Genomic DNA, 21,978 nt, shown 5'->3' with positions numbered 1-21,978 from the left:
CGTCACCTCCGATGCGATGCTACAACTAACAGAGTCACTCGGAGAAGGGACCGCGATGGACGACGTCTACGTGCTCGACTACGTACGCACCCCACGGGGCAAGGGCTCCTCGCGCGGCGCTCTGCACGGCATCAGCCCCGTCGAGCTCACCGTCGGCCTGCAACACGCCCTCACCGACCGGGGGCTGGATCCCGCGCTGGTCGAGGACGTCGTCATCGGCACCGCGTCCCAGGTCGACGAGCAGGGCGCGAACCTCGCCAGAACCGCGACGCTGCTCGCCGGCTGGGGCGACGGCGTTCCCGGCGGCACCGTCAACCGCTTCTGCGCCTCGGGTATCGACGCGGTCGCCCAGACCGCCGCCCGGATCCGGGCCGGCGATCTGCGGACCGCGGTGGCCGGCGGGGTCGAGAGCACCTCCAGGGTCCCGATGTTCAGCGACCGCGGGCCGCTGTTCTGCGACCCCGACACCATCCGGCGGGTGGGCTCGGTCCACATGGGCATCGCGGCCGACCTCAACGCGACCCTCGACGGCTGGACGCGCGCCGAACTCGACGCCTACGGGCTGGAGACCCAGCACAAGGCCGCCGCCGCGTGGCAGGCCGGGTACTTCGACGCGAGCGTCATCCCGACCGGCGGCCTGAAGCACGACGAACTGATCCGCCCGGCCACCACACCGGAGTCGCTGGCCGCGCTGGAACCCGCGTTCGCGGTCCTCGGGGCGGAGGGGCAGGACGCCCTCGCGCTGGCCGCCCACCCCGAGGCCGGCCGGATCGAGCACCTGCACACCGTCGGCACGTCACCGGCCCTCGCCGACGGCGCCGCCCTGCTCCTGCTGGGCGGCGCGGACTCCGGACGGCGCCCCCGCGCCCGCATCGTCGCCTCCGCCACCGCGGCCACCGACCCGGTGATCATGCTGACGGCCGGACAGACCGCCGTGGAGCGGGTCATCGCCAAGGTGGGTCTGCGCCCCGCCGACATCGACGTCTTCGAGTTCGCCGAGGCGTTCGCCGCGCTCTGTCTGCGGTTCCGCCGCGACCTCGACGCGGGCCCCGACCGGCTCAACCCCAACGGCGGGACCATCGCCATGGGGCACGCCTTCGGCGCCACCGGGGCCGTCATGGTCGGCGGCTGCGTCGAGGAACTGGAGCGCCGGGCGGGCCGGTACGGCGTCGCCGCGGTCAGCGGCGCCGCCGGCCTCGGGGTGGCGGTCCTCCTCGAACGCGTCCCGTAGCGCGGGGGCCGACGAACCGCCGGTCGGAGCCGCCGGTCACAGGCTGTCGCGCAACACCCGTTTGAGCACCTTGCCGACGGGGTTGCGCGGCAGTGCGTCGCGCAGCTCCAGCCGTTCGGGCAGCTTGTACGAGGCGATGTGCCGCTCCTTGAGGTAGCCGACCAGATCGTCCAGCACGAGCGGCGACCGGGCGACGACCACCGCGCAGGCCTTCTCGCCCAGCACCTCGTCGGGATAGCCCACGACCGCGACCTCGGCCACCGCGGGATGCCCGGCCAGGAGCTGTTCCAGTTCCGCGGGGGCGATGTTCATCCCGCCGCGGATCACCACGTCCTTCGCCCGGTCCACATACTTGAGGAACTGCCCGCGGTCGCCCGCGATCTCGAAGAGGTCGCCGGTCATGAGATACCCCTGGTCGTCGAAGGGGCTCGGCAGGTCCGTGCCGCCGAGATAGCCCGCGAAGACCTGTGGGCTCCTGATCCGCAACTCCCCCGGCCGGCCCGGCTCCTCGATGTCCTCACCGGTGGCGGCGTCGACGATCCGCACCTTCGTCCAGGCGGCGCCACGGGTGGACCACTCGACGCCGGGCACGCCGTACCGGGGGAAGAAACGCGCCCGCTCCTCCGGATCCGGCACGTCGTACGGGTCGGTGAGCATCCCCGTGCCCTCGTTCGACCCGAAGAAGTTGATGACGCCGATCCCGTACCTCTCCTGCCAGCCGCGCACCATCGCCGGGGAGAGCGGCGCCGAGCCGGAACCGATCCGGGTGAGCGAGGAGAGGTCGGTGCTCGCGAGGAGTTCGTCCCTGGCGAGCAGCATGGTCAGCAGCGCCGGCGGCGCGACGGTGTAGGTGACGTGCTCCTCGGCGATCTGCCGCAGGAACACCGGCAGATCGAAGGGGTGGTGCTGGACGAGGACGCACCCGATCCGGAGCCACGGCAGGAACAGCCCGGCGAAACCGGCCATGTTGACCATCGGGAAGGGATTGAGCAGCACATCGTCCGCGGTCATCCTCGGCGCTTCGAGACACGTCCAGGCGATGGCCAGCCAGTCGTTGTGGCAGCGCGGAACCCCCTTCGGGGTGCTCTCGGTGCCCGAGGTCCAGCAGATGGTGACGCAGTCGTTCGGATCGACGGGGTGCTCGCGGGTGTACGCCGCGACGTCGGCCGGGTCGTACGGCGACCGCAGTTCGGCGTCGAGCGATATCGCCCCGGCCGGCAGGTGATGGCCGGCCGCGTCGGATGCTCCGAACTCTCCGTACGCTCCGTATGCGAACAGCAGCCGCAGCCCTGGCAGCCGGTCGCGCAGAGCGTCGACCTCGGCGGCGATCTCGCGCTCGCCGACCCGCACCGCCGTGATGAACGCGGTGAACTCCGCCAGTCCGCCCAGCTGCACCGTCTCGTGCTCGCGGTACTGCACCGGCAGCGGGGAGACGATCACGCCGATCCGCCAGCAGGCGAGATAGACGCACACCAGCTCGACGATGTTGGGCAGTTGCACCCCCACCACATCGCCCTGACCGAGGCCGTGCCGCAGCAGTACGGCCGCGAAACGGTCCACGTCCGCGTCGAGTTCGGCCCAGCTCAGCCTGCGGACCGGCATCCCCACCAGGTCCGGCTTGTTCAGCGGGTCGACCAGTGCGAGCCGGCCGGGATGCCGCCGTACGCGCTCCCGCAGCAGCGAGTCCGTGGTCTCGCCGTCCCACCAGCCCGCCCTGGTGTACTCGGCGACCCGTTCGGCCGGATGCAGTCTCCGTGCCCCCATGATGTCTCTCCCCTCCACCGATCGGCCGGTCCACCCCTGCGCTGAGCCGGCTGAGCTACCGGTCCCGCAACAGGGCGAGCGTCCGCTCGCCTCCCGGGTCGGCGTCCGTGCTCGACGCGACGACCGCGACCTCGTCCACCCCTGCCGCCGCGTACTCCGCGAGCCGGGCCCGTACCGTGTCCAGGTCGCCGACCAGCCCGACCGCTGCGGTCAGTTCGGCCGGCACCGCCGCGAGCAGCTCCCGCGGGTGCGGGCGTGACCGCGCGAACTCCACGACCTCGGCGAAGCCCGCCTCGATGAACATCTCGGCGTAGCCGGGCGCCGCGAGGTAGCCGACCACCCCGCGCCGCAGTTGCTCCACCGCCTCCGGGGACGGATCGACGGCGGCCGTCACCCAGGCGGCCACCCGCGGCGACGGGCGCCCCAGCGCCTCGGCCTCCGCGCGCATCCGTCCGACCAGCTTCGCCGCCGAGGCCGGTGTGAGGAGGTTCAGCACCATCCGGTCGGCGAACGCGGCCGCCGTGCGGACCGCGGCGGGGCCGAAGGCGGCCACCGTCAGCTGCGACTTGGGGGCCGGCAGCCGCAGCCGGTAACCGCTGGTGTGTACGACCTCCCCCTCCGAGGTGGTCCGCTCCCCGTCCAGCAGCTGTCGCAGCGCCGTCGCCGACTCCCGCAGCGCCACCCCGCTGCGCCGGTGCGAACGGCCGTGCCACTGCTCGACGACGACCGGGCTGGAACTGCCGATCGCCACATCCACCCGCCGCCCGGTGAGGGCCGCCACCGAGGCGGCCCCGCGGGCGATCGTCATCGGATCCCGTACGGCCACGGCGAGCGGGCCGACGGTCAGCGGGATGCTCCGGGTCCGGAGTCCGACGGCGGTGGCGAGGGCGAACACGTCATAGGTGGCCATCTCACCGAGCCACAGCTCCTCGTACCCGCTCCGCTCGGCGGCCGCCGCGGTGAGCAGCGCCTCCTCCGGCGGCCGGTCCTGCCAATAGCCCAGCGACACCGACAACTTCACGTGCTTCAGCCTCCCCGACCGCAGCCCACGAACCCCACGAATCCACGCTACGCCGACGCTACAATAAGCAGAGTGACCAGACCACCCCTCCCGCAGCGCCGAACACCGCGGCGAACACCGGAGGCCGGCGGATGGGTCGGCGGATCGGTCGGCGCGGCCGGACAACCATCGGGACCCGGGGTCCGTCCTACTGGGCAGTACTCCCTGAAGACCGAGGCCATCACCCATGCCCTTCGCCCGCGCGACCGCCACGACCCTGCTCGGTGCGGCCCTGCTCCTGACCGCCGCACCGTACGCCCTCGCGGACTCCGGCATGTCGCTCTCCGTGGATCCGGCCTCCAGCCGGCAGCGGGGCCGGGAGGTCACGTTCACCGTCGCCGTCGACGAGTCCGACCTGAGCCACGGCAAGGGGACGTTCACCCTTGAGTCCCGTGCCTTCGTCAAACCGGTCGGTGTCACGAAGGATCGGTTCCACGACGGCAAGGGCGGGCAGTTGTACGCGAAGGCCATGGCCATGGTGCTCTGCGACATCGAACCCGGTCCCTACACCGTGGAGTTGAAGGCCGGGGCCGGCGGCCAGGCCGCCGCCGCCGTGACGCTGACGGTCGTGCCGGCGATGGACCCCGGGAACCGGTCGTTCTGCGACGACCCGTCGACGAGCTACGACGCGGTCGCCGACCGGACGAGCGAGGCGGCGGCCGACGACAACGTGGGTCATGACGGCATCGGCATCGGCACCGTCGTCGCCGGCGGCGTGGGCATCGGCCTCGCCAGCTCCCTCGCGACCGGCCTCGCCCTCACCCGATGGCAGCGCAGGGCGGGACGCCCGAAGGCCTGACGCGCAGCACGCACAGCACGCACAGAACACGCCGCCCGCGCAGCACGCACAGTTCCCGTCGCGATCCAATGTAAAGAATCATAGACATCGTGTCAGCTCTGCCATACATTCATGCCATGTCATACGACGAGAAGAACGCCTGGGTCTACGCCGTGGTCGCGATCGGCGGCTACGCGGGCTACCTCGCGGTCATCCTCGGCAGGGCGCAGGGCGTCCCGCTCACCACGGTCGCCTACGTCATGCCGATGATCCTCGCGGTGAGTGCCGCGACGGCCGCATCGATCGTGGGCCACATCGTGATCGCCGCCGCCTGGCCCAAGGAGGCCGGCAGGACCGACCAACGGGACAAGGAGATCCACCGGCACGGCGAGTACGTCGGCGGAATGGTGCTCGCCGTGGGCGTGCTGGTTCCGCTCGGCCTGGCGATGGCGGAGATCGACTACTTCTGGATCGCCAATGCGATCTATCTGGCGTTCGTGCTCTCCGCGCTCTGCGGAACCACGGTGAAGCTCGTCACCTACCGCCGGGGGTTCTAACCGTGGGAAAGCCGACCAAGGTCACCAACGACATCCGGCGCCTGCGGTTCGTGAACGCCGAGATGACCCAGGCGGACCTGGCGGACCGCATCGGTGTCACCCGGCAGACCGTCATCGCGATCGAGCAGGGCCGCTACTCGCCCTCCCTCGAAATGGCGTTCCAGATCGCACGGGCCTTCAGGGTGCCGCTCGGCGAGGTGTTCCAGTACCCGGACGACGAACCGGACGACGAAGGAGAGAGACCATGAAGGCGGTCGTTCAGGACACCTATGGATCGGCCGATGTCCTGGAGGTCAGGGACATCGACCCGCCCGTCGTCGGCGACGAGGAGGTGCGGCTGCGCGTGCACGCCGCGAGTGCCGGCATCGGGGACTGGCATGTCATGACCGGCAGGCCGTACCTGATCCGGCTCTTCGGCTTCGGACTGCGCAGACCCAGGGCCCGTGTCCGCGGCATCGACGTGGCGGGGACCGTCGAGGAGGTCGGCGGGAACGTGACCCGGTTCCGGCCGGGCGACGAGGTCTTCGGCACCTGCGACGGCTCCTTCGCCGAGTACGCGTGCGCCCGGCAGGACCGCATCACGTCCAGACCGGCGAACCTCAGCGCGGAACAGGCCGCGGCCGTACCCGGCTCCGGCGTCGCCGCCCTGCAGGCCCTTCGCGACCAGGGGCGGCTCCAGGCCGGCCAGAAGGTCCTGGTCATCGGCGCCGGAGGGGGCGTGGGAACGTTCGCGGTACAGCTGGCGAAGGCGTTCGGGGCGCAGGTCACGGGTGTCTGCGGCACGTCCAAGGCCGACCTGGTCCGCTCCCTCGGAGCGGACGACGTCATCGACTACACACAGGACGACTTCGCGGACGGCACCCGGCGCTACGACCTCATCCTCGACACCGCGGGCAACCGCCCCCTGTCGCTGCTGCGGCGCGCCCTCACCCCCGAGGGGACGCTCGTCATCGTCGGGGCCGAGGGCGGCGGGCGATGGCTGCAGGGCTCGGACCGCCAGCTCCGGGCGATGCTGCTGTCCCCGTTCCTGCGCCAGAAACTGCGCGGACTCATGTCCGTGCAGCGTGAGAAGGACCTGCGGTACCTGGCGGAGCTCATCGAGGCCGGCGAACTCACCCCGGTCGTCGGCAGGACGTACCCGCTGAGCGGGGTCCCCGACGCCATGCGGTACCTGGAGGAGGGACACGCGCGCGGCAAGGTCGTCATCACCCTCCGAACCCTCTGAGCCACGATCTCAAGTCCCAGGACACACATGGGCGTTCGGCCGTCTCAACAGCACGGCCACCGCCCCGATTCCGACGTGACGCAGGTCACATCAGCCCAAGAGGTTTGATACCCGCGAACCCGGGCAGCCGAGTGTTCAGAGGCCCCCCTTACCTCGCAGTCCCGGCCCGGCCAGCTCTCCCCCCCTGCTGACCGGGCCGAGCTGTGTCCGCAGCCCGCCCGGCCGGGGCCCGCGCGGCTCGTCAGGGCACCCGCTGGCCCTTGCCCAGGGCCACTATTCCGCCGGCGGAGACGGTGAAGTGCCGGGCGTCGTGTTCGGGGTTCACGCCGATGGTGGCTCCGGCGGGGACGACCACGTTCTTGTCGAGGATCGCGCGGCGGACGACGGCGCCGCGGCCGACCCGGACGCCCTCCAGCAGGACGGACTCCTGCACGACGGCGCCCTGCTCCACGATCACGCCCGGGGCCAGTACGGATCCGGTGACCTGGCCGCTGATGATGCAGCCGGTGCTGACCATCGACTCGCCGGCGATCCCGCCGGCGACGAACTTCGCCGGTGGCCGCTGGGCCTGGTTGGTGAAGATGGGCCACTGCCGGTTGTAGAGGTTGAAGACCGGTTGGATCGATATGAGGTCCATATGGGCTTCGTAGTAGGCGTCGAGTGTTCCCACGTCACGCCAGTAACCGTGGTCCCGGTCCGTCTCACCCGGCACTTCGTTGTCGTCGAAGTCGTAGACCTGCGCCTGGCCGCGCTCGGTGAGCAGCGGGAGGATGCTGCCGCCCATGTCGTGCACGGAGTTCTCGTCCTCGGCGTCGTGCTGGAGCGCGTCGATGAGGACCTTGGTGGAGAAGATGTAGTTGCCCATCGAGGCGAAGACCCGGTCCGGGTCGTCCGCGAGGCCGGGCGGGTCGGCGGGCTTCTCCAGGAAGCCGTCGATGCGTGAACTGCGGTCCGCCGTGGTGATGATGCCGAACGCGGAGGCCTGCTCACGCGGCACGCGTATACCCGCGACCGTCACGCCCGCGCCGGCGTCGATGTGCCGGTCGAGCATCTGCCGCGGGTCCATGCGGTAGACGTGGTCGGCGCCGAAGACCACGATGTAGTCGGGCTGCTCGTCGTGCACGAGGTTGAGCGACTGGTAGATGGCGTCGGCGCTGCCGAGGTACCAGCGGGGGCCGAGGCGCTGCTGCGCCGGGACGGGTGTGACGTAGTCGCCCAGCAGGCCGGTCATCCGCCAGGTGGTCGACACATGCCGGTCCAGGGAGTGCGATTTGTACTGCGTGAGCACGCAGATGCGGTGGATCCCGCCGTTCACCAGGTTCGACAGGACGAAGTCCACCAGCCGGTAGACCCCGCCGAATGGCACCGCGGGCTTGGCCCGGTCCGCGGTCAGCGGCATCAGCCGCTTGCCTTCGCCCCCTGCGAGGACGATGCCCAGCACGTTCGGTCGTCCGCTCACCCTGACCCCCTTCGTCTCCGGCTGCCCGCTGGCAGCCGGTCACCCCAGTACCGACTCGTAGACCTCCACGGTCCTGCGTGCCACCGCGTCCCAGCCGAATTCCGTCACGGCCCGCCGCCGCCCCGCCTCCCCCATCGCCCGCGCCCGGGCGCCGTCGCCGACGACCTCGTTGACGGCGGCCGCCAGCGCGGCCTCGAAGCCGCGCGGATCGGCCTCCTCGTACGGCACCAGCAGCCCCGTACGGCCGTGCTCGACCACCTCCGGAATGCCGCCGACGGCAGAGGCGACCACCGCCGTACCGCAGGCCATGGCCTCCAGATTGACGATGCCGAGCGGTTCGTAGACCGACGGGCAGACGAACACCGCCGCGTGGGTGAGGAGTTGGACGACGTCGGGGCGGGGCAGCATCTGCGGGATCCACAGCACGCCGTCGCGCCGCTCCCGCAGCTCGGTGACCAGGGAGCGGAACTCCGCGTCCAGCTCCGGGGTGTCGGCCGATCCCGCGCACAGCACGAGCTGGGTACCGGGGGCGAACGCACGCGCCGCGCGCACCAGGTGCGGTACGCCCTTCTGCCGGGTGATCCGGCCGACGAACAGGACGAACGGCCGGGCCGGGTCGATACCGAGGCGCTCCAGGACGTCGACCCGCGGGTCGGGCCGGTACAGGGCGGTGTCGATGCCGTTGTGCACCACGTGGACCCGGTCGGGATCCACCCGTGGGTAGCAGGCGAGCACGTCGGCGCGCATGCCGTGGGACACCGCGATCACCGCGTCCGCCGCCTCTGCGGCGGTGCGCTCGGCCCAGCTGGAGACCGCGTAGCCGCCGCCCAGTTGCTCCGCCTTCCAGGGGCGCAGCGGCTCCAGGGAGTGGGCGGTCATCACATGCGGGACGCCGTGGAGCAGTTTGGCGAGATGGCCCGCCATGTTGGCGTACCAGGTGTGCGAGTGGGCGAGGTCGATGTCCGTCACGGCAGCCGCGATGGACAGGTCCACCGACAGCGTCCGGAGCGCGTTGTTGGCCCCGTCCAGTCCGGCGGCCGCCCGGTGCCGTACGAGGCCCGAGGCCTTGTCCGCGACGTCGTCCGGGCCGTCGTCACCGGAGCCGGGGTCGTCGACGCTCCAGCTGTGCACGGTGAGATCGACGAGACCGCGCAGTTCCCGCGCGAGGAACTCGGCGTGCACCCCGGCTCCGCCGTACACGTCCGGCGGATACTCGCGCGTTAACAGCCCGACCTTCACCGTGTCCCACCTCTCCGCTGATCACCCGGTGCCCTGGGCGTTGCCGTCCGGGGCCGCTCCGCTCCGGCATCAGCGGGGCCGGCCCGGGATGCGGCGATCGGTGCAGGCCTCGTAGCCCTCTTCTGTACCGGATCGTCAGGCGGCAAACGTCACGGGGTCCGCCGACAGGCGGCCGCGGGCGGCTTGTCCCGCGACACGGCAATGGTCCGGTGGCCGGTGGAGTGCGCCCTCTCGCGCCGGGCACGGAGAATGGGAACAATGCCGAACGACGCGGAACGCCTCCCACCACGGGCACGGGCCCACGGTGGCGGGGCGGACCCGCACCCGGAGGAGAGAGCCAGATGCCGCACGAGCGCGCCGGACAGCCCGCACAGCCCGCCGACTTGGTCGACGTGGCCCGGCTGGTGACCGCGTACTACACGCTCCGACCCGACCCGGGCGAGGTGGGCCAGCGGGTCGCGTTCGGGACCTCGGGCCACCGCGGTTCGTCGCTGGCGGTCGCGTTCAACGAGGACCACATCGCAGCCACCAGCCAGGCGATCAGCGAGTACCGGTCGGGACAGGGGACCGATGGTCCGCTCTTCCTGGGGGCGGACACGCACGCGCTGTCCGAGCCGGCACGGGCCACCGCGCTGGAGGTGTTCGCCGCCAACGACGTCACGGTGCTGATCGACAGCGCCGACGGCTACACGCCCACCCCGGCGGTCTCGCACGCCATCCTGGTGCACAACCGCGGTCGCACCTCGGGGTTGGCGGACGGCGTGGTCGTCACGCCCTCGCACAATCCGCCGGCCGACGGCGGCTTCAAGTACAACCCGCCGAACGGCGGTCCCGCCGGTTCCGAGGCCACGTCCTGGATCCAGGACCGGGCGAACGAACTGATCGCGGGCGGCCTCAAGGACGTCCGGCGGATCCCCTACGCCCGCGCGCTCGCCGCCGGCACCACGGGCCGCTACGACTTCCTCACCCACTACACCGACGACCTGCCCGCCGTGGTGGACCTGGAGGCCGTCCGGGCGGCCGGCGTACGGATCGGCGCGGACCCGCTGGGCGGCGCGTCGGTCGCGTACTGGGGCCGGATCGCGGAGCGCCACGGGCTGGATCTGACGGTCGTCAATCCGGACTCCGACCCGACATGGCGCTTCATGACGCTGGACTGGGACGGCAAGATCCGGATGGACTGCTCGTCACCGCACGCCATGGCCTCGCTCATCCGGCGGCGCGACGACTTCCAAGTGTCCACCGGCAATGACGCGGACGCCGACCGGCACGGCATCGTGACCCCGGACGCCGGCCTGATGAACCCCAATCACTACCTCGCCGTCGCCATCTCCTACCTGTACGAGCACCGCGGGCAGTGGCCGTCGGACGCCGGTATCGGCAAGACCCTGGTCTCCTCGTCGATGATCGACAAGGTGGCGGCGGGCCTCGGCCGGAAGCTGGTGGAGGTACCGGTCGGCTTCAAGTGGTTCGTGGACGGGCTGCTGGACGGCTCGTTGGGCTTCGGCGGCGAGGAGTCCGCCGGCGCGTCCTTCCTGCGCCGCGACGGATCGGTGTGGACCACCGACAAGGACGGCATCCTGCTCGCGCTGCTCGCGGCGGAGATCATCGCCGTCACCGGCCGCAGCCCGTCGCAGCACTACGCCGACCTGACCGCGCGCTTCGGCGAGCCCGCCTACGCCCGGATCGACGCGCCGGCGACCCGCGAGCAGAAGGCCGTCCTCGCCTCGCTCTCCCCCGAACAGGTCCCGGCGGGCGAACTGGCCGGCGAGCCGGTCACGTCGGTCCTCACCGCGGCACCCGGCAACGGCGCCTCGCTGGGCGGCCTCAAGGTCTCCTCCGACAACGCCTGGTTCGCCGCCCGGCCGTCCGGCACCGAGGACGTGTACAAGATCTACGCGGAGTCCTTCCACGGTCCTGAACACCTCGCCAAGGTGCAGGAGGAGGCGAAGGCCATCGTGTCCAAGGCGCTGGACGACGCCTCCGGAAAGGCCTGACGCGCACCCACCCACAGCAGCAGCGACGCGCACCCGTCCTGTGACCGGAGTCGACCACCGCCGGTACTCATCCACCGGCTGACGAAGGGAACCATCCTTGAGCGGCAGCGGACTGTCCGGGGAACGGCTCGACCGGATGCGCGACGTCATGTCCGGCTACGTCGAACGCGGTGACGTACCCGGGCTCGTGACGCTGGTGCACCGGCGCGGTGCGACACGGGTCGAGGCGCTCGGCACGATGGCCGCCGGTGGCACCGTCCCGATGCGCCGCGACGCTATCTTCCGGATCGCGTCGCTGACCAAACCCGTCACCGCGGTGGCCGCGATGATCCTGGTGGAGGAGTGCCGGCTGCGGCTGGACGAGCCGGTGGACCGGCTGCTGCCGGAACTCGCCGACCGCAGGGTGCTCCAGCGGCTCGAAGGGCCGCTCGACGACACCGTTCCGGCACGCCGGCCGATCACCCTCCGGGATCTGCTGACGTTCCGGCTGGGGATCGGAGCGGTGCTCGCTCCCCGGGGGACCCACCCGATCCAGCGGGCGATGGACGAGGCCGGCCTCTCCCCCAGTCCGAACCCGCCGGCGATCGATCCCGACGAGTGGATGAAACGGCTGGGCGCACTGCCGCTGGTGCATCAGCCGGGCGAGCGGTGGATGTACCACACGGGTTCCGAAGTGCTGGGGGTGCTGATCGCGCGCGCCGCCGGCCAGTCGTTCGCGTCCTTCCTCAGCGACCGGATCTTCGATCCGCTCGGCATGCGGGACACCGCGTTCCAGGTGCCGCCGGAGAAGCTGGACCGGCTGCCGCCGAGTTATCGGGCCCGTCCCGCGACCGGCGAACTCGTGCTCCAGGACGATCCCGCCGACAGCCGCTGGGGCCGTCCGGTGGCGTTCCCGTCCGGTGGTGGCGGGCTCGTCTCGACGGCCGACGACTACCTGGCCTTCTGCCGGATGATGCTGGACCGGGGGCGGCACGGCGGCGGACGGGTGCTGTCCCGGCCCTCGGTCGAACTCATGACCAGCAACCATCTGGCAGCGGAGCAGCGGTCCGGAACCCGCAGCTTCCTCGGTCCCGACGAGGGCTGGGGTTTCGGTGTCTCCGTCTCCGTGCGGCGCTCCGATCTGGCGACGACCCCGGGCCGGTTCGGGTGGAACGGCGGTACGGGCACCTCCGCCTACTCTGACCCGGGGGAAGACCTCGTCGGCATTCTGCTGACCCAGCGCCACATGGACTCCACCACTTCTCCCGCGGTCTTCCAGGACTTCTGGACCTCGGCGTACCGGGCGATCGACGACTGAGCCGCGGGGTCGTCACCCCGCAGCCGCGCCGGCCCTCCGCTTGCTCACTCAGTACCTGGCCGACGTGGGCAGCCGGGGACCTACTGGGTGACGGGCTCACTCTGCTGCGGGGCCTCGACGGCCGCGGTGACGGTGGTGCCGGCCGGGACGGACTCGTAGTAGACCGAGCGGGACTGCTTGGAGCGCAGGGCCGCGGACTTGCGGACCAGGCCCTCGAGCGCGGTACGCACGCTCATGATGGTGACGGAGCGCTCCGGCGTCGAGATGGCGGTGGCGACCTCCGCCGCCGAGGCCGGGCCGCCCTGCTTGACCAGGTAGTTCTCGACGACCTTCACGAGCTTGTCCGCCTTGGGGGCGGCCGTCTTGGCGTCGGCCGCCTTCGGAGCGGCGGTCTTCGCGGTGGCGGTCTTCGCCGGCTTCGCGGTCGTGGACTTGGCCGTGGCGGCCTTCGTCGCGGCGGCCTTCGCCGGCTTCGCGGTGGCGGTCTTGGCCGGGGTGGCCTTCGCGGTCGCGGTCTTGGCGGGCGCCGCCTTGGTGGCGTGCGCGGCGTCGGCCACGGCGCTCTTCGCGTCGGTCTTGCGGCCGCGGCCGGCCCGGCCCTGGGTCGGGACCGACTTGCGCGCGGTACGGCGCCTGGCGCCGGGCACCTTCGCCGACTTCGTGTGCGGCGCGACGTGCGCTTCCGGCTCGCTCTTCTGCGGTTCGCCCTGTTCGGAGGCGGAGTGCTGCTTCGTCGCGCCGACGGCGCTCTGCATGCTCAGCAGCATTTCGCGGTCCTGGACGAGGACCTCCAGCTCCTTCTGGAGCACGTCGATCTGCGCGAGAACGCGGTCGCGGTCACCGTCGTTCTGCCGCAGATCGGCGGCGACGCGGGCTTCGTACTCGCCCTGCAGACTCTGGCTCTTGGACATGACGTCCGACATGGACACCACTCGCCTTTCGTTGCTCACTTCGCGTCATTGATGACCGTGATGGTAGCCATCAACGTATGAGGGGATATTCGAAACGGACGCTCACATCACGTCCCCGTGGTCCGGGCCGGACCGAGCTGCACCGACATCCGTATGAGTAAGACCATCCCAGTCAACGTCCGCGAAAGCCAACTCGGTTCCCCGGATCCCGTCCGGGAGGTTACATCTTTCGGGCGCGGGAGGATAGGAGCAGCGTCCCCCGTTGACCTGGAAGTGTGGCGGGCCGGATGGCGAATTCCTTTCGCCCCGGCGGGAGTTGCCGCACTCGGCCGGGTACCGTCCGGCCGGTCCCGCGGCACCCCGCGTTCGCTCCGCGCGGGAGAAACTCGGCGAACAGTTCGAGTTCGCTCCCGCTCTCCCCGCAGCGGATCCGTGCTTCCCGCACTTGCCTTCCGGGACCGTTGACGCCCTCTCCGGCGGGGCGCGATCCTGGAGTGACGCGAGTGAAAGGACACATCGTGTTCGAGCGTTTGCACAACTTATAGAGCGGCGAAAGGGCCGAGTGCCACGCCAATCCGGAGCGGAACACCCGGCCGCGGCAGGAGTTGTTCGGCCGGGACGGGCAAGAAGCCGCCTATGAGACCAAGCGACGAAGTGGCCGCGCGACGCGTCGGCGTGCTGCTCGTGATGCACGGCGCGCTGTTGATGGGCTTCGGCCTGCTGCTCACCCGATGGCTGGTGAAGGTCCCGCCGTTCACCTCGGAGGACGCGGTCAACCGGGCCTTCGCCGCGCACCGGTCGGCGGGCTGGAACAGTGTCACGTACTGGCTGTCCCAGCTGGGCAACACCCATGCCGTCGTGCTGACGACGGCGGTGTCGGTGGCCCTGCTCCTGCTGCCGGTGTACGAGCGGCTCAACCGCGAAGCCCTGTTCCTGGGCGCCGCGGTGGCCTTGCAGTCGGTCGTCTTCCTCATGGTGACCGCGGCCATCGACCGGGCCCGTCCGGACGTGGCACACCTGGATGTGGCCCCGCCGACGTCCAGTTTCCCGTCGGGACACACCGGTGCCTCGACGGCGCTGTACGGCGGTCTGGCCGTTCTCGTCCTCCTCCGGTTCCGCGGAACCTGGCGCTTCGTGCCGGCCGCGGTGCTGTTCGCCGTTCCCGTCCTGGTCGCGGTGTCCCGCCTGTACCGGGGGATGCACCATCCCACCGATGTGGTCTTCGGCCTGCTCAACGGGGCCGGGATCCTGCTGATCATGGGGCGTTCGCTGCTGCCGGCGCGCGCCCGGCCGCACCTGCCGGGACAGGCCGGTCCTGACACCTCTCCGGATGCGACTGCCGTCGCCCGGTACGGACGGCGGGCCGCCGTGGTGGTGAATCCGACCGTCGTGGACGATGCGCTGCACGACGCGATCCGCCGCACGCTGGGGCGGCACGGCTTCGAGGACGTCTCCTGGCACGGGACGACCGAGGAGGACCCGGGGAGCGGCGCCGGACGGCGGGCCGCGCTCAGGAAACCCGACCTGATCGTCGTGTGCGGTGGGGACGGCACGGTGATGGCCTGCGCCGACGGCCTGGCGCACAGCGGTATCCCGGTCGCCGTCCTGCCCTGCGGCACCGGCAACCTGCTGGCGCGCAACCTCGGTTACCCGGTCGATCCCATCGCCGCGCTGGTCGCCGCGCTGGAGGGCACCACCCACCCCATCGACCTCGGGACGGCCGACGGCGACGGGATCTCCGGGGCCCGGTTCGCCGCCATGGCCGGTGCCGGGTTCGACGCCGCCGTGGTCGGGGACGCCTCCTCCCGGATGAAGGCGGGCATCGGCTGGGCGGCCTATCTGGTGTCCGGGGTGCGCCATCTGCGCGATCCCGGGATGCGGCTGACGCTGCGGCTCGACGACGGACCGGAGCTCGGCCACCGGGCACGGATGGTGCTGGTCGGCAACGTCGGCACGCTGCAGGGCGGCGTACCGCTGCTCCCGGACGCGCGGCCGGACGACGGGCTGTTCGACGTCGTGCTGCTCAACCCGGCAGGACCGCTCGGCTGGCTGCGCGCCGCCACCCATGTGCTGACTCGGCCGCACCACGACGGGACGCCACGGCCACCGGGCCGCGGTGGACGGTTCGCCGACGGCGCGCTGGAGTACTTCACCGCACGGCGCATCGAGATGACCTTCGAACGTCCCCAGGAACGGGAGTTGGACGGTGAACCGGTCGGTCCCGGCGTACGCCTGGTGATCGAGGTCGATCCGGGCGCCCTGCTGATGCGGCTGCCGGCGGCCTCACCCACGGCATCGTCCTCGGCGCCGGCGAGCACCGAAGAACCGGCAGCCCTGACAGGAGCACACGATGGGTACGGCAACACGAGTTCCGCAGACCCGCGACATCACGGGCGACGAGCTCTCGGGCGATGAGGCCTGGGCCACCCTGCGCCGCTACGGCGGATGGAAGCTGGTCCGTGACGCCTTTCTGCGGTTCCGGTACGCCGACGGGTTCAGCCACGCGCGGGCACTGGCACTGCAGACGGTCCTGTCGCTGGTGCCGTTCGCCATCGCCGTCGTCGGGCTGTCCACGGTGCTGCACGCCGAGGGCATCGGGCGGGTGGCCGAACTCACCGTGCTGCGCATGTCGAGCGGTCCGAGCTCCGATGTCGTGCAGAACGCCCTCGCCGACAGCCGCCGGCACGCCGACGAGGGTGGACAGCTGGCACTGTGGTTCGGTCTGCTGTTCGCGCTGGTCAACGTCACCACCGCGATGAGCCAGATCGAACGCGGCGCGAACCGCATCTACGGCGTGGAGCGCGACCGGCCGTTCCACCTGAAGTACCGGCGCGGGCTGGTGATGATGCTGCTCGCCGGATTGCCCCTGGGCCTGGGTTCCATCCTCATGGTGGGCGGCGCCGACATCGCCGGAGCGGCGGCCCAGGTGTACCACTGGACGCCGGACCAGACGACGGCCTGGAACCTGTTGCGCCGGCCGGTGGGCATCCTTCTCGCCCTGTTCTCCGCCTCCGTCGTCTTCCGCAGTTCGCCGCGCCGCCGGCAGCCCGGCTACACCTGGCTGGCCTTCGGTGCGGCCGTCTACCTGGCGCTGTGGACCCTGCTGACCTGGCTGCTCAGCCTGTACGTCGAGTTCAGCAGTTCGTTCAACTCCGTGTACGGCCCGCTGAGCGCCTTCATCTCACTGCTGCTGTGGTCCTATCTGACGGCGATAGCGCTCTTCATGGGCATCGCGTTCGCCGCCCAGCTGGAGGCGGTCCGCGCCCGCGTCAAGGAGCCGGTTCTCCAGGATCCGGGGGTCTGAGCGGTGCGGCGCCGGATCCCGGCCGGGCCGGCCTCTCGCCCCGGCACTGATGATTCTCCGCCGGAGCGGGTAGCCGTCACCGGCATGAGGGCACTGTCGCGATTCCCCGGAAACCTGATCCGCCGGCTGCGCGGCGCGGACGAGCGCCTCGGCGTACGGCTGCTGGTCACGGCGGCGGTGTGCGCCGTCGCCACCGTGCCGTTCGCCTTCGTCCTGGTCCTTGTGGAGGCCCACTGGGGCCCGCTGCACCGCGCCGACCGGAGCGCGGCCGAGAACCTGCACCGGGCGGCGCTGGACCACCCGGCATGGGTGACGGTGCTGCGCTTCCTCACCAACGGACCGTGGTCGCCCACCGTCATGCGGCTGCTGGTGGCCGGGGTCGTGGTGTGGCTGCTGTACCGCCGGGCCTGGCGACTGGCCGCCTGGGCCGCCGTCACGTCCGCCCTGAGCTCCATGGTGGGAGTGATGGTGAAGACGGCCGTGGAACGCGCCCGCCCGCAACTGCCGGACCCGGTGGCCCACGCCCCCGGCTATTCGTTCCCCTCCGGCCACGCCATGACCGCCACGACGTCCTGCGGAGTGCTGCTGCTCGTCCTGCTGCCCCTGGTCCCCCGCGGCCTGCGGGCGCTGCCGTGGGCGGCGGCGGTGATCTCCGTGGTCGGGGTCGGCTACACCCGGGTCGCCCTGGGCGTGCACTGGGCGAGCGATGTGGTGGGCGGCTGGCTGCTCGGGCTGGCCGTACTCGCCGCCACCACCGCCGCGTTCCAGACCTGGCGCCAGGAGGCGGGCCTCGCCCACACCTCAGCGGCCCAGGGCCTGGAACCCGAACTGGACACCCCCCACACCGCCCCCGAGCCGGCCCTCCACCTCGGCCACCACCCCGCGCCCCCGGCGGCGGAGGACGACCCGCGCCCGTGAGCGCGGTCGGCACCGTCCTCCCGGCGTGCCTCGCGCCCCTTCCGCCGGATCTCCTCCGGAAGTCAGCCGGCGACAGCGATGAAATGGCAGACGGCGCTGGTGGGGGACGAGCGGGCGAGGGCGTGGCGGGGACCCTCGACAGTCCTTGCGTACCAGCCGTAGGAGTGACCGCTGATCAGTTTCGGAGTGGACACCCGAACGGTGCCCGAGCCCGCGACACTTCCCGAGCCCACCGAGCCCACGGGGTCCAGGGTGTCGGAGCCGGGACCGTCCATCAGGACGGGTTGCGGCAGGCTTGCATCGGTGTTGTCCCGGAGCAAGAACTGCGCACGGACCGGCCGGGAGGGGTCGGTGCCGGTCACCCGGGCACTCAGCTGCGGGGTGAGACCGTGCACGGTCCCGTCCCAGTACGCGTTGGGGGCGCCCGCTGCCCCGGGTGTCGCGGGGCTGATGTCCCGGCCGACGGTGAACTGGCCGTTGGCGCTCCACAGGCTGGTGTGATCCGCGGTTCCGACGCTCTTCCAGCCCCGGGCAGGCCGGGAACGACACTCACGAAACAGCCGGCGGAACCTCAGAACAGGGTGTCGGTGAAGCGGTCGATCTGGTCGGGGTCCGGGGACCAGCAGTAGAGGATCACTTCGTCGGCGCCGAGGTCGGCGTACGCACTCACCGCGGCCTTGATCTCCTGCGGATCGCCCAGCAGACCGTCGGCGAAGTGGGTGGCGTCACCCAGGAACGCGTAGTAGCGGGCGACGTTCTCGCGGGCCTCCGCGACCACCGCGTCCGGTCCGATGGCGACGTTGACCTGGGCCACCAGCCGGGGCGCCGAGGTGCGCCCGGCGTCGCGCCAGGCCTGTTCCGCCTGGCGGAACAGGCGGTCGGTGAAGTGCGGTGAGGGCGCGGCGCCGAGGAAGCCGTCACCCCAGCGGGCGGCGCGGGCGAGCGCGGCGGGGGTGAAGCCGCCGAAGAGCACTTCGGGGCCGCCGGGGGTCGCGGGCGCGGGTCCGATCGGTCCCACACCGTCGCCGTAGGGCTCGCCCGCCCAGAGCCGGCGCAGTACCGCCATCTGCTCGTCGAGCCGGCGGCCGCGCCGGTGGACGTCGACTCCGGTGGCCAGGTAGTCGTCCTCCCGTCCGCCGATCCCGATGCCGAGGGTGAAGCGGCCGCCCGAGAGGCGGTCGAGGGTGGCGGTCTGCTTCGCCAGCAGGGCGGTCCGGTGCAGGGGTGCGAGCAGTACCTCGGTCTGGACCCGGATGCGGTGCGTGGCGCCGGCGAGGGCGGCGAGGGTGATGAGTGGTTCGGGGTTGTCGTGTACCAGCCGGTCCAGCAGTCCGAGGGTGGTGAAGGGGCCGGCGTCGGCACGACGGGCCCAACTCAGCAGCCGACCGGGGTCGTCGACGGGAAGACCGAGACCGATGTTCATGCGGGACTCCTCAGAAAGGGCGGACGAAATCGATGCCGCCCCTCCGTGATCTCGCACGAGCGATGACGTGCGGGCGCGCTCCCGTTTGCGGCGTACTTCCAGGGAGCGGTGCTCGGAGTCCGGCCATCCTAGGGGAAGCCGCGAGCGTGAGTACGGCGTGGGACGGGATCAGGACACGACGGCGGGTCCCGGCGCCCCGTGGGCGCGCTCGCATAGGGTCGTGTGGTGGCTTTGATCAGGATCGAGCGCTCGTCCCCACTGCCCGTCGAGGAGGTGTGGCGGCGGCTCACCCACTGGGAGCGGCACGCGGCCCATGTGCCGCTGACCAGCATCACCGTCACGACCCCGCCACCCACGCGACTGGGCACCGTCTTCGTGGCGCGTACCGGCCTGGGCCCTGTCGGGTTCGACGACCCCATGGAGGTCGTGCGCTGGGAACCGCCCGCGCCGGGTGGCACCGGCCGTTGCCGGCTGGAGAAGCGCGGCACGGTCGTCGTGGGGTGGGCCGAGATCGACGTGGGCGCGCGGGACACCGGATCGCGGATCGTGTGGCGGGAGGATCTGCGGGTACGGAGACTGCCGCGGCTGTTCGACGGCCTGACGGTCCGGTCCGGCCGGCTGATGTTCGGCCGCGCGATCACCGGACTGCTCGCGGAGGAATGACCCCGGCGCTCCGGGGCGGCCCGGTCGCGACGACGAAGAGAAGGACATCGGTGATGGACGAACGGCTGGTCGTGGTGGGCAGTCTCAACATGGACCTCTCGGTCACCGTGCCGCGGCTCCCCCGGCCGGGCGAGACGGTCTCCGGTGCCGATGTCGTGCGGGGGCCCGGCGGGAAGGGCGGCAACCAGGCGGTCGCCGCGGCGCGGCTCGGCGCACGGGTCCGGATGGTCGGAATGCTCGGTGACGACACCCATGGCGTCGAACTGCGGGCGGCCCTGACGGCGGAGGGGATCGACGACAGCACGGTGGGCACCCTCCCGGCCACCGCTTCCGGACTGGCGCTGATCGTGGTGCAGCACGACGGCGAGAACACCATCACCCTGTCCCCCGGCGCCAACCACCACCTGGACGAAGCCACGTTGCGAAGCCTCACGGAGGGGACCGTCGCGAACCGCGCCGACACCGTCCTGCTCCAGCTCGAAGTGCCGCTGCCCACCGTGCTGGCCGCGGCCCGTGAGGCGCGCGCCGCCGGGGCGCTGACCGTGCTCAACGCCGCTCCGCTGCCCGGTCCCGGCCCGCTGCCGGCCGAACTGCTGCGCGCGGTCGATGTCCTGATCGTCAACGAGACCGAGGCGGCCGGGCTGCTCGGCCTCCCGGACGCACCGTCCGCGGGCCGGGACGAGGACTGGACGGCGCGCGCCGAGCGGCTGCGTCTGCTGGGGCCCGGGACCGTCGTGGTCACGCTCGGCGCCGCCGGCGCGGTCGCCGCCGATGCCCGGGGCGGGCTCAGCGAACCGGGCTTCCCGGCCGACGCGGTGGACACCGTCGGTGCCGGCGACGCCTTCTGCGCCCAACTGGCCATCGCACTGGGCCTCGGCCGCCCGCTCGCCGAGTCCGTCCGCCGGGCCTGCGCGGCCGGCGCCGTGGCCGCCACCCGCCACGGCGCGCAGAACGCGCTGCCCACCCGGGCCGAAGTCGACTCGCTGCTCGCGGGAACTCCCCGCTGATCGCGGGCCAGGGGAACGGTTTAGCCTGGGAGCGACCCGAGTCGGGTGCTCCCGAGCGAAGGAAGAACATGGACGGCGTCACCAGATTCACCAGCGTTTCCCCGACCACCCTCGCCGATGTCCTCGGCCGTGAGCAGGTCATGGACATCGGCATTCGCCCGCTGTGGCCGTCGCCGCGGGTCGCCGGCCCGGCGTTCACCGTACGGTGCCCTCCCGGCGACAACCTGATGCTGCACGCGGCCGTCCACCGCGCGGAGCCCGGCTCGGTCATCGTCGTCGAAGCGGGTGACGTGGACTACGCGCTCGCCGGCGGAAACGTCTGCGCCGTCGCCCAGCGCCGGGGAATCGCGGCGTTCGTGCTCGACGGTGTGATCCGTGACCTCGCCGAAGTGCGCGAGATGGGCTTTCCCGTCTTCGCCAGGGGCGTCATCCCCATCCCGGGGACCAAGAAGGCCGTTGTGCCGCTCAACGGCACGGTGCGGTGCGGTGGCGTGCGGGTGAGCGCCGGCGACATCGTGGTCGCCGACGAGGAGGGCATCGTCGTCACTCCCGGCGCCCGTCAGCAGCAGGTGCTGGCCGAGGCCCGCACGAAGCTGGCCAAGGAGGCCGGCGAATCCCTCGACGCCTGGGAAGCGGCGCATCGTGCCCGCATCGACGCGATCCTGGCCGGGAACGGCTTCGCGAGCTGACCCGGGCCGTTCGGCTCAGGAGGCCTCGTGCCGCGGCGCGCTTCGCGAGGCCCGGTCCGGTTGGTGTGCGCGGTGCTTCCGGTGCCAGTGGGGGCGGTGGACGGAGACGGTCGTGGCGCGGCGGGTCAGGGCCCCGAGTCCGATCAGCGTGACCGTCCAGGTGCCGACGAAGGTGTAGATCAGCGTCGGTGCGTCCGCGCGTACCGCTTCGATCAGCAGGACCAGGGATCCGGCGGCCAGCCCGCCGAGCAGCGCCACCAGCCAGCGGACCGGCGGGCGTCGCACCCGGCGGCGGGCGGGGCCGACCCAACTGGCCAGCCTGCGCAGGAACCGTCCCTCACGGCGGAAGTTGACTTCCATGCTGCTGAGGATCCGGCGTTCCTCGTCGGTGAGTTCTACAGCGCCCATCGTGTGGGTCCCTCCCCCGTGCGGCTGAGCGGACTGATGGCGCGGCGG

21 protein-coding genes are annotated in these 21,978 nt (G+C 71.7%); 13 read left to right on the top strand and 8 right to left on the bottom strand.

Annotated elements, in window-relative coordinates:
• Window positions 1-55: 55 nt before the first annotated feature.
• Window positions 56-1,231 carry an acetyl-CoA C-acyltransferase gene (locus LNW73_RS31895; protein ID WP_250992332.1) on the top strand — a complete coding sequence of 392 codons (1,176 nt, stop codon included), beginning with the start codon at window positions 56-58 and terminating at the stop codon, window positions 1,229-1,231.
• A gap of 36 nt (window positions 1,232-1,267) precedes the next feature.
• On the opposite strand, the gene LNW73_RS31890 is transcribed toward LNW73_RS31895, so the two are convergent.
• Window positions 1,268-2,995 (bottom strand): class I adenylate-forming enzyme family protein, encoded by a 1,728-nt coding sequence (locus LNW73_RS31890; protein WP_250992331.1) that lies wholly within the window; start codon window positions 2,993-2,995, stop codon window positions 1,268-1,270.
• A gap of 55 nt (window positions 2,996-3,050) precedes the next feature.
• A complete protein-coding gene (locus LNW73_RS31885; RefSeq protein WP_250992330.1) occupies window positions 3,051-4,016 on the bottom strand; it encodes an LLM class F420-dependent oxidoreductase in 966 nt (321 codons plus the stop codon).
• Window positions 4,017-4,242: 226 nt separating this feature from the next.
• On the opposite strand from LNW73_RS31885, the gene LNW73_RS31880 reads away from it, so the two are divergent.
• From LNW73_RS31880 to LNW73_RS31865, 4 genes are all read left to right on the top strand, one after another.
• A complete protein-coding gene (locus LNW73_RS31880) occupies window positions 4,243-4,854 on the top strand; it encodes a hypothetical protein (protein ID WP_250992329.1) in 612 nt (203 codons plus the stop codon).
• 116 nt (window positions 4,855-4,970) lie between these two features.
• The gene (locus tag LNW73_RS31875) at window positions 4,971-5,390 is read left to right on the top strand and encodes a hypothetical protein (RefSeq protein ID WP_250992328.1); all 420 of its coding nucleotides are present in this window, start codon (window positions 4,971-4,973) and stop codon (window positions 5,388-5,390) included.
• Between the two features lie 2 nt (window positions 5,391-5,392).
• Complete coding sequence (locus LNW73_RS31870; protein ID WP_250992327.1) at window positions 5,393-5,638, top strand: helix-turn-helix transcriptional regulator; 246 nt, start codon at window positions 5,393-5,395, stop codon at window positions 5,636-5,638.
• Window positions 5,635-6,615, top strand: coding sequence for an NAD(P)-dependent alcohol dehydrogenase (locus tag LNW73_RS31865; RefSeq protein WP_250992326.1), 981 nt, complete (start codon window positions 5,635-5,637; stop codon window positions 6,613-6,615). Before LNW73_RS31870 ends, LNW73_RS31865 begins: the two co-directional genes overlap by 4 nt.
• Before the next feature lie 241 nt (window positions 6,616-6,856).
• On the opposite strand, the gene glgC is transcribed toward LNW73_RS31865, so the two are convergent.
• Together glgC and glgA are read right to left on the bottom strand one after the other, a co-directional pair.
• The gene (gene glgC, locus LNW73_RS31860; protein WP_308401880.1) at window positions 6,857-8,074 is read right to left on the bottom strand and encodes a glucose-1-phosphate adenylyltransferase; all 1,218 of its coding nucleotides are present in this window, start codon (window positions 8,072-8,074) and stop codon (window positions 6,857-6,859) included.
• A gap of 39 nt (window positions 8,075-8,113) precedes the next feature.
• Entirely contained in the window at window positions 8,114-9,313 is a 1,200-nt protein-coding gene (gene glgA, locus LNW73_RS31855; protein WP_250992325.1) for a glycogen synthase, read from the bottom strand.
• Window positions 9,314-9,654: 341 nt separating this feature from the next.
• On the opposite strand from glgA, the gene pgm reads away from it, so the two are divergent.
• Together pgm and LNW73_RS31845 are read left to right on the top strand one after the other, a co-directional pair.
• Window positions 9,655-11,310 (top strand): phosphoglucomutase (alpha-D-glucose-1,6-bisphosphate-dependent), encoded by a 1,656-nt coding sequence (gene pgm / locus LNW73_RS31850; RefSeq protein WP_250992324.1) that lies wholly within the window; start codon window positions 9,655-9,657, stop codon window positions 11,308-11,310.
• Between the two features lie 97 nt (window positions 11,311-11,407).
• Window positions 11,408-12,607, top strand: coding sequence for a serine hydrolase domain-containing protein (locus LNW73_RS31845; RefSeq protein ID WP_250992323.1), 1,200 nt, complete (start codon window positions 11,408-11,410; stop codon window positions 12,605-12,607).
• A gap of 80 nt (window positions 12,608-12,687) precedes the next feature.
• Here the strand turns inward: LNW73_RS31845 and LNW73_RS31840 are convergent, their stop codons facing one another.
• A complete protein-coding gene (locus LNW73_RS31840; RefSeq protein WP_250992322.1) occupies window positions 12,688-13,530 on the bottom strand; it encodes a hypothetical protein in 843 nt (280 codons plus the stop codon).
• A gap of 624 nt (window positions 13,531-14,154) precedes the next feature.
• On the opposite strand from LNW73_RS31840, the gene LNW73_RS31835 reads away from it, so the two are divergent.
• The 3 genes from LNW73_RS31835 (at window position 14,155) to LNW73_RS31825 (ending at window position 17,740) form a co-directional block, all read left to right on the top strand.
• The gene (locus LNW73_RS31835; protein ID WP_250992321.1) at window positions 14,155-15,933 is read left to right on the top strand and encodes a diacylglycerol kinase family protein; all 1,779 of its coding nucleotides are present in this window, start codon (window positions 14,155-14,157) and stop codon (window positions 15,931-15,933) included.
• Window positions 15,869-16,822 (top strand): YihY/virulence factor BrkB family protein, encoded by a 954-nt coding sequence (locus LNW73_RS31830; RefSeq protein ID WP_250992320.1) that lies wholly within the window; start codon window positions 15,869-15,871, stop codon window positions 16,820-16,822. The genes LNW73_RS31835 and LNW73_RS31830 overlap by 65 nt, the downstream gene beginning before the upstream one ends.
• A gap of 84 nt (window positions 16,823-16,906) precedes the next feature.
• Window positions 16,907-17,740: a phosphatase PAP2 family protein gene (locus tag LNW73_RS31825; protein ID WP_250992319.1), complete on the top strand. Its 834-nt coding sequence runs from the start codon at window positions 16,907-16,909 to the stop codon at window positions 17,738-17,740.
• Between the two features lie 62 nt (window positions 17,741-17,802).
• Here LNW73_RS31825 and LNW73_RS31820 read toward each other — a convergent pair whose 3' ends face one another.
• Window positions 17,803-18,135, bottom strand: coding sequence for a hypothetical protein (locus LNW73_RS31820; protein ID WP_250992318.1), 333 nt, complete (start codon window positions 18,133-18,135; stop codon window positions 17,803-17,805).
• A 176-nt stretch (window positions 18,136-18,311) separates the two neighbouring features.
• Complete coding sequence (locus LNW73_RS31815) at window positions 18,312-19,163, bottom strand: LLM class flavin-dependent oxidoreductase (protein WP_250992317.1); 852 nt, start codon at window positions 19,161-19,163, stop codon at window positions 18,312-18,314.
• Between the two features lie 225 nt (window positions 19,164-19,388).
• On the opposite strand from LNW73_RS31815, the gene LNW73_RS31810 reads away from it, so the two are divergent.
• The 3 genes from LNW73_RS31810 to LNW73_RS31800 all read left to right on the top strand — a co-directional run bounded on the left by LNW73_RS31810 (window position 19,389) and on the right by LNW73_RS31800 (window position 21,522).
• The gene (locus LNW73_RS31810; protein ID WP_250992316.1) at window positions 19,389-19,826 is read left to right on the top strand and encodes an SRPBCC family protein; all 438 of its coding nucleotides are present in this window, start codon (window positions 19,389-19,391) and stop codon (window positions 19,824-19,826) included.
• A 53-nt stretch (window positions 19,827-19,879) separates the two neighbouring features.
• The gene (locus LNW73_RS31805) at window positions 19,880-20,833 is read left to right on the top strand and encodes a ribokinase (RefSeq protein ID WP_285391943.1); all 954 of its coding nucleotides are present in this window, start codon (window positions 19,880-19,882) and stop codon (window positions 20,831-20,833) included.
• Window positions 20,834-20,901: 68 nt separating this feature from the next.
• Window positions 20,902-21,522: an RraA family protein gene (locus LNW73_RS31800; RefSeq protein WP_250992314.1), complete on the top strand. Its 621-nt coding sequence runs from the start codon at window positions 20,902-20,904 to the stop codon at window positions 21,520-21,522.
• Between the two features lie 15 nt (window positions 21,523-21,537).
• Here LNW73_RS31800 and LNW73_RS31795 read toward each other — a convergent pair whose 3' ends face one another.
• Window positions 21,538-21,930, bottom strand: a complete 393-nt coding sequence (locus LNW73_RS31795) for a hypothetical protein (protein ID WP_250992313.1) — start codon at window positions 21,928-21,930, stop codon at window positions 21,538-21,540.
• Window positions 21,931-21,978: the final 48 nt, after the last annotated feature.

It is taken from the genome of Streptomyces sp. RKAG337, from assembly GCF_023701715.1.
GTDB lineage: Bacteria > Actinomycetota > Actinomycetes > Streptomycetales > Streptomycetaceae > Actinacidiphila.
The sequence above is the reverse complement of the archived record's forward strand: the minus strand, read 5'-3'. Positions and strand labels throughout refer to the sequence as shown.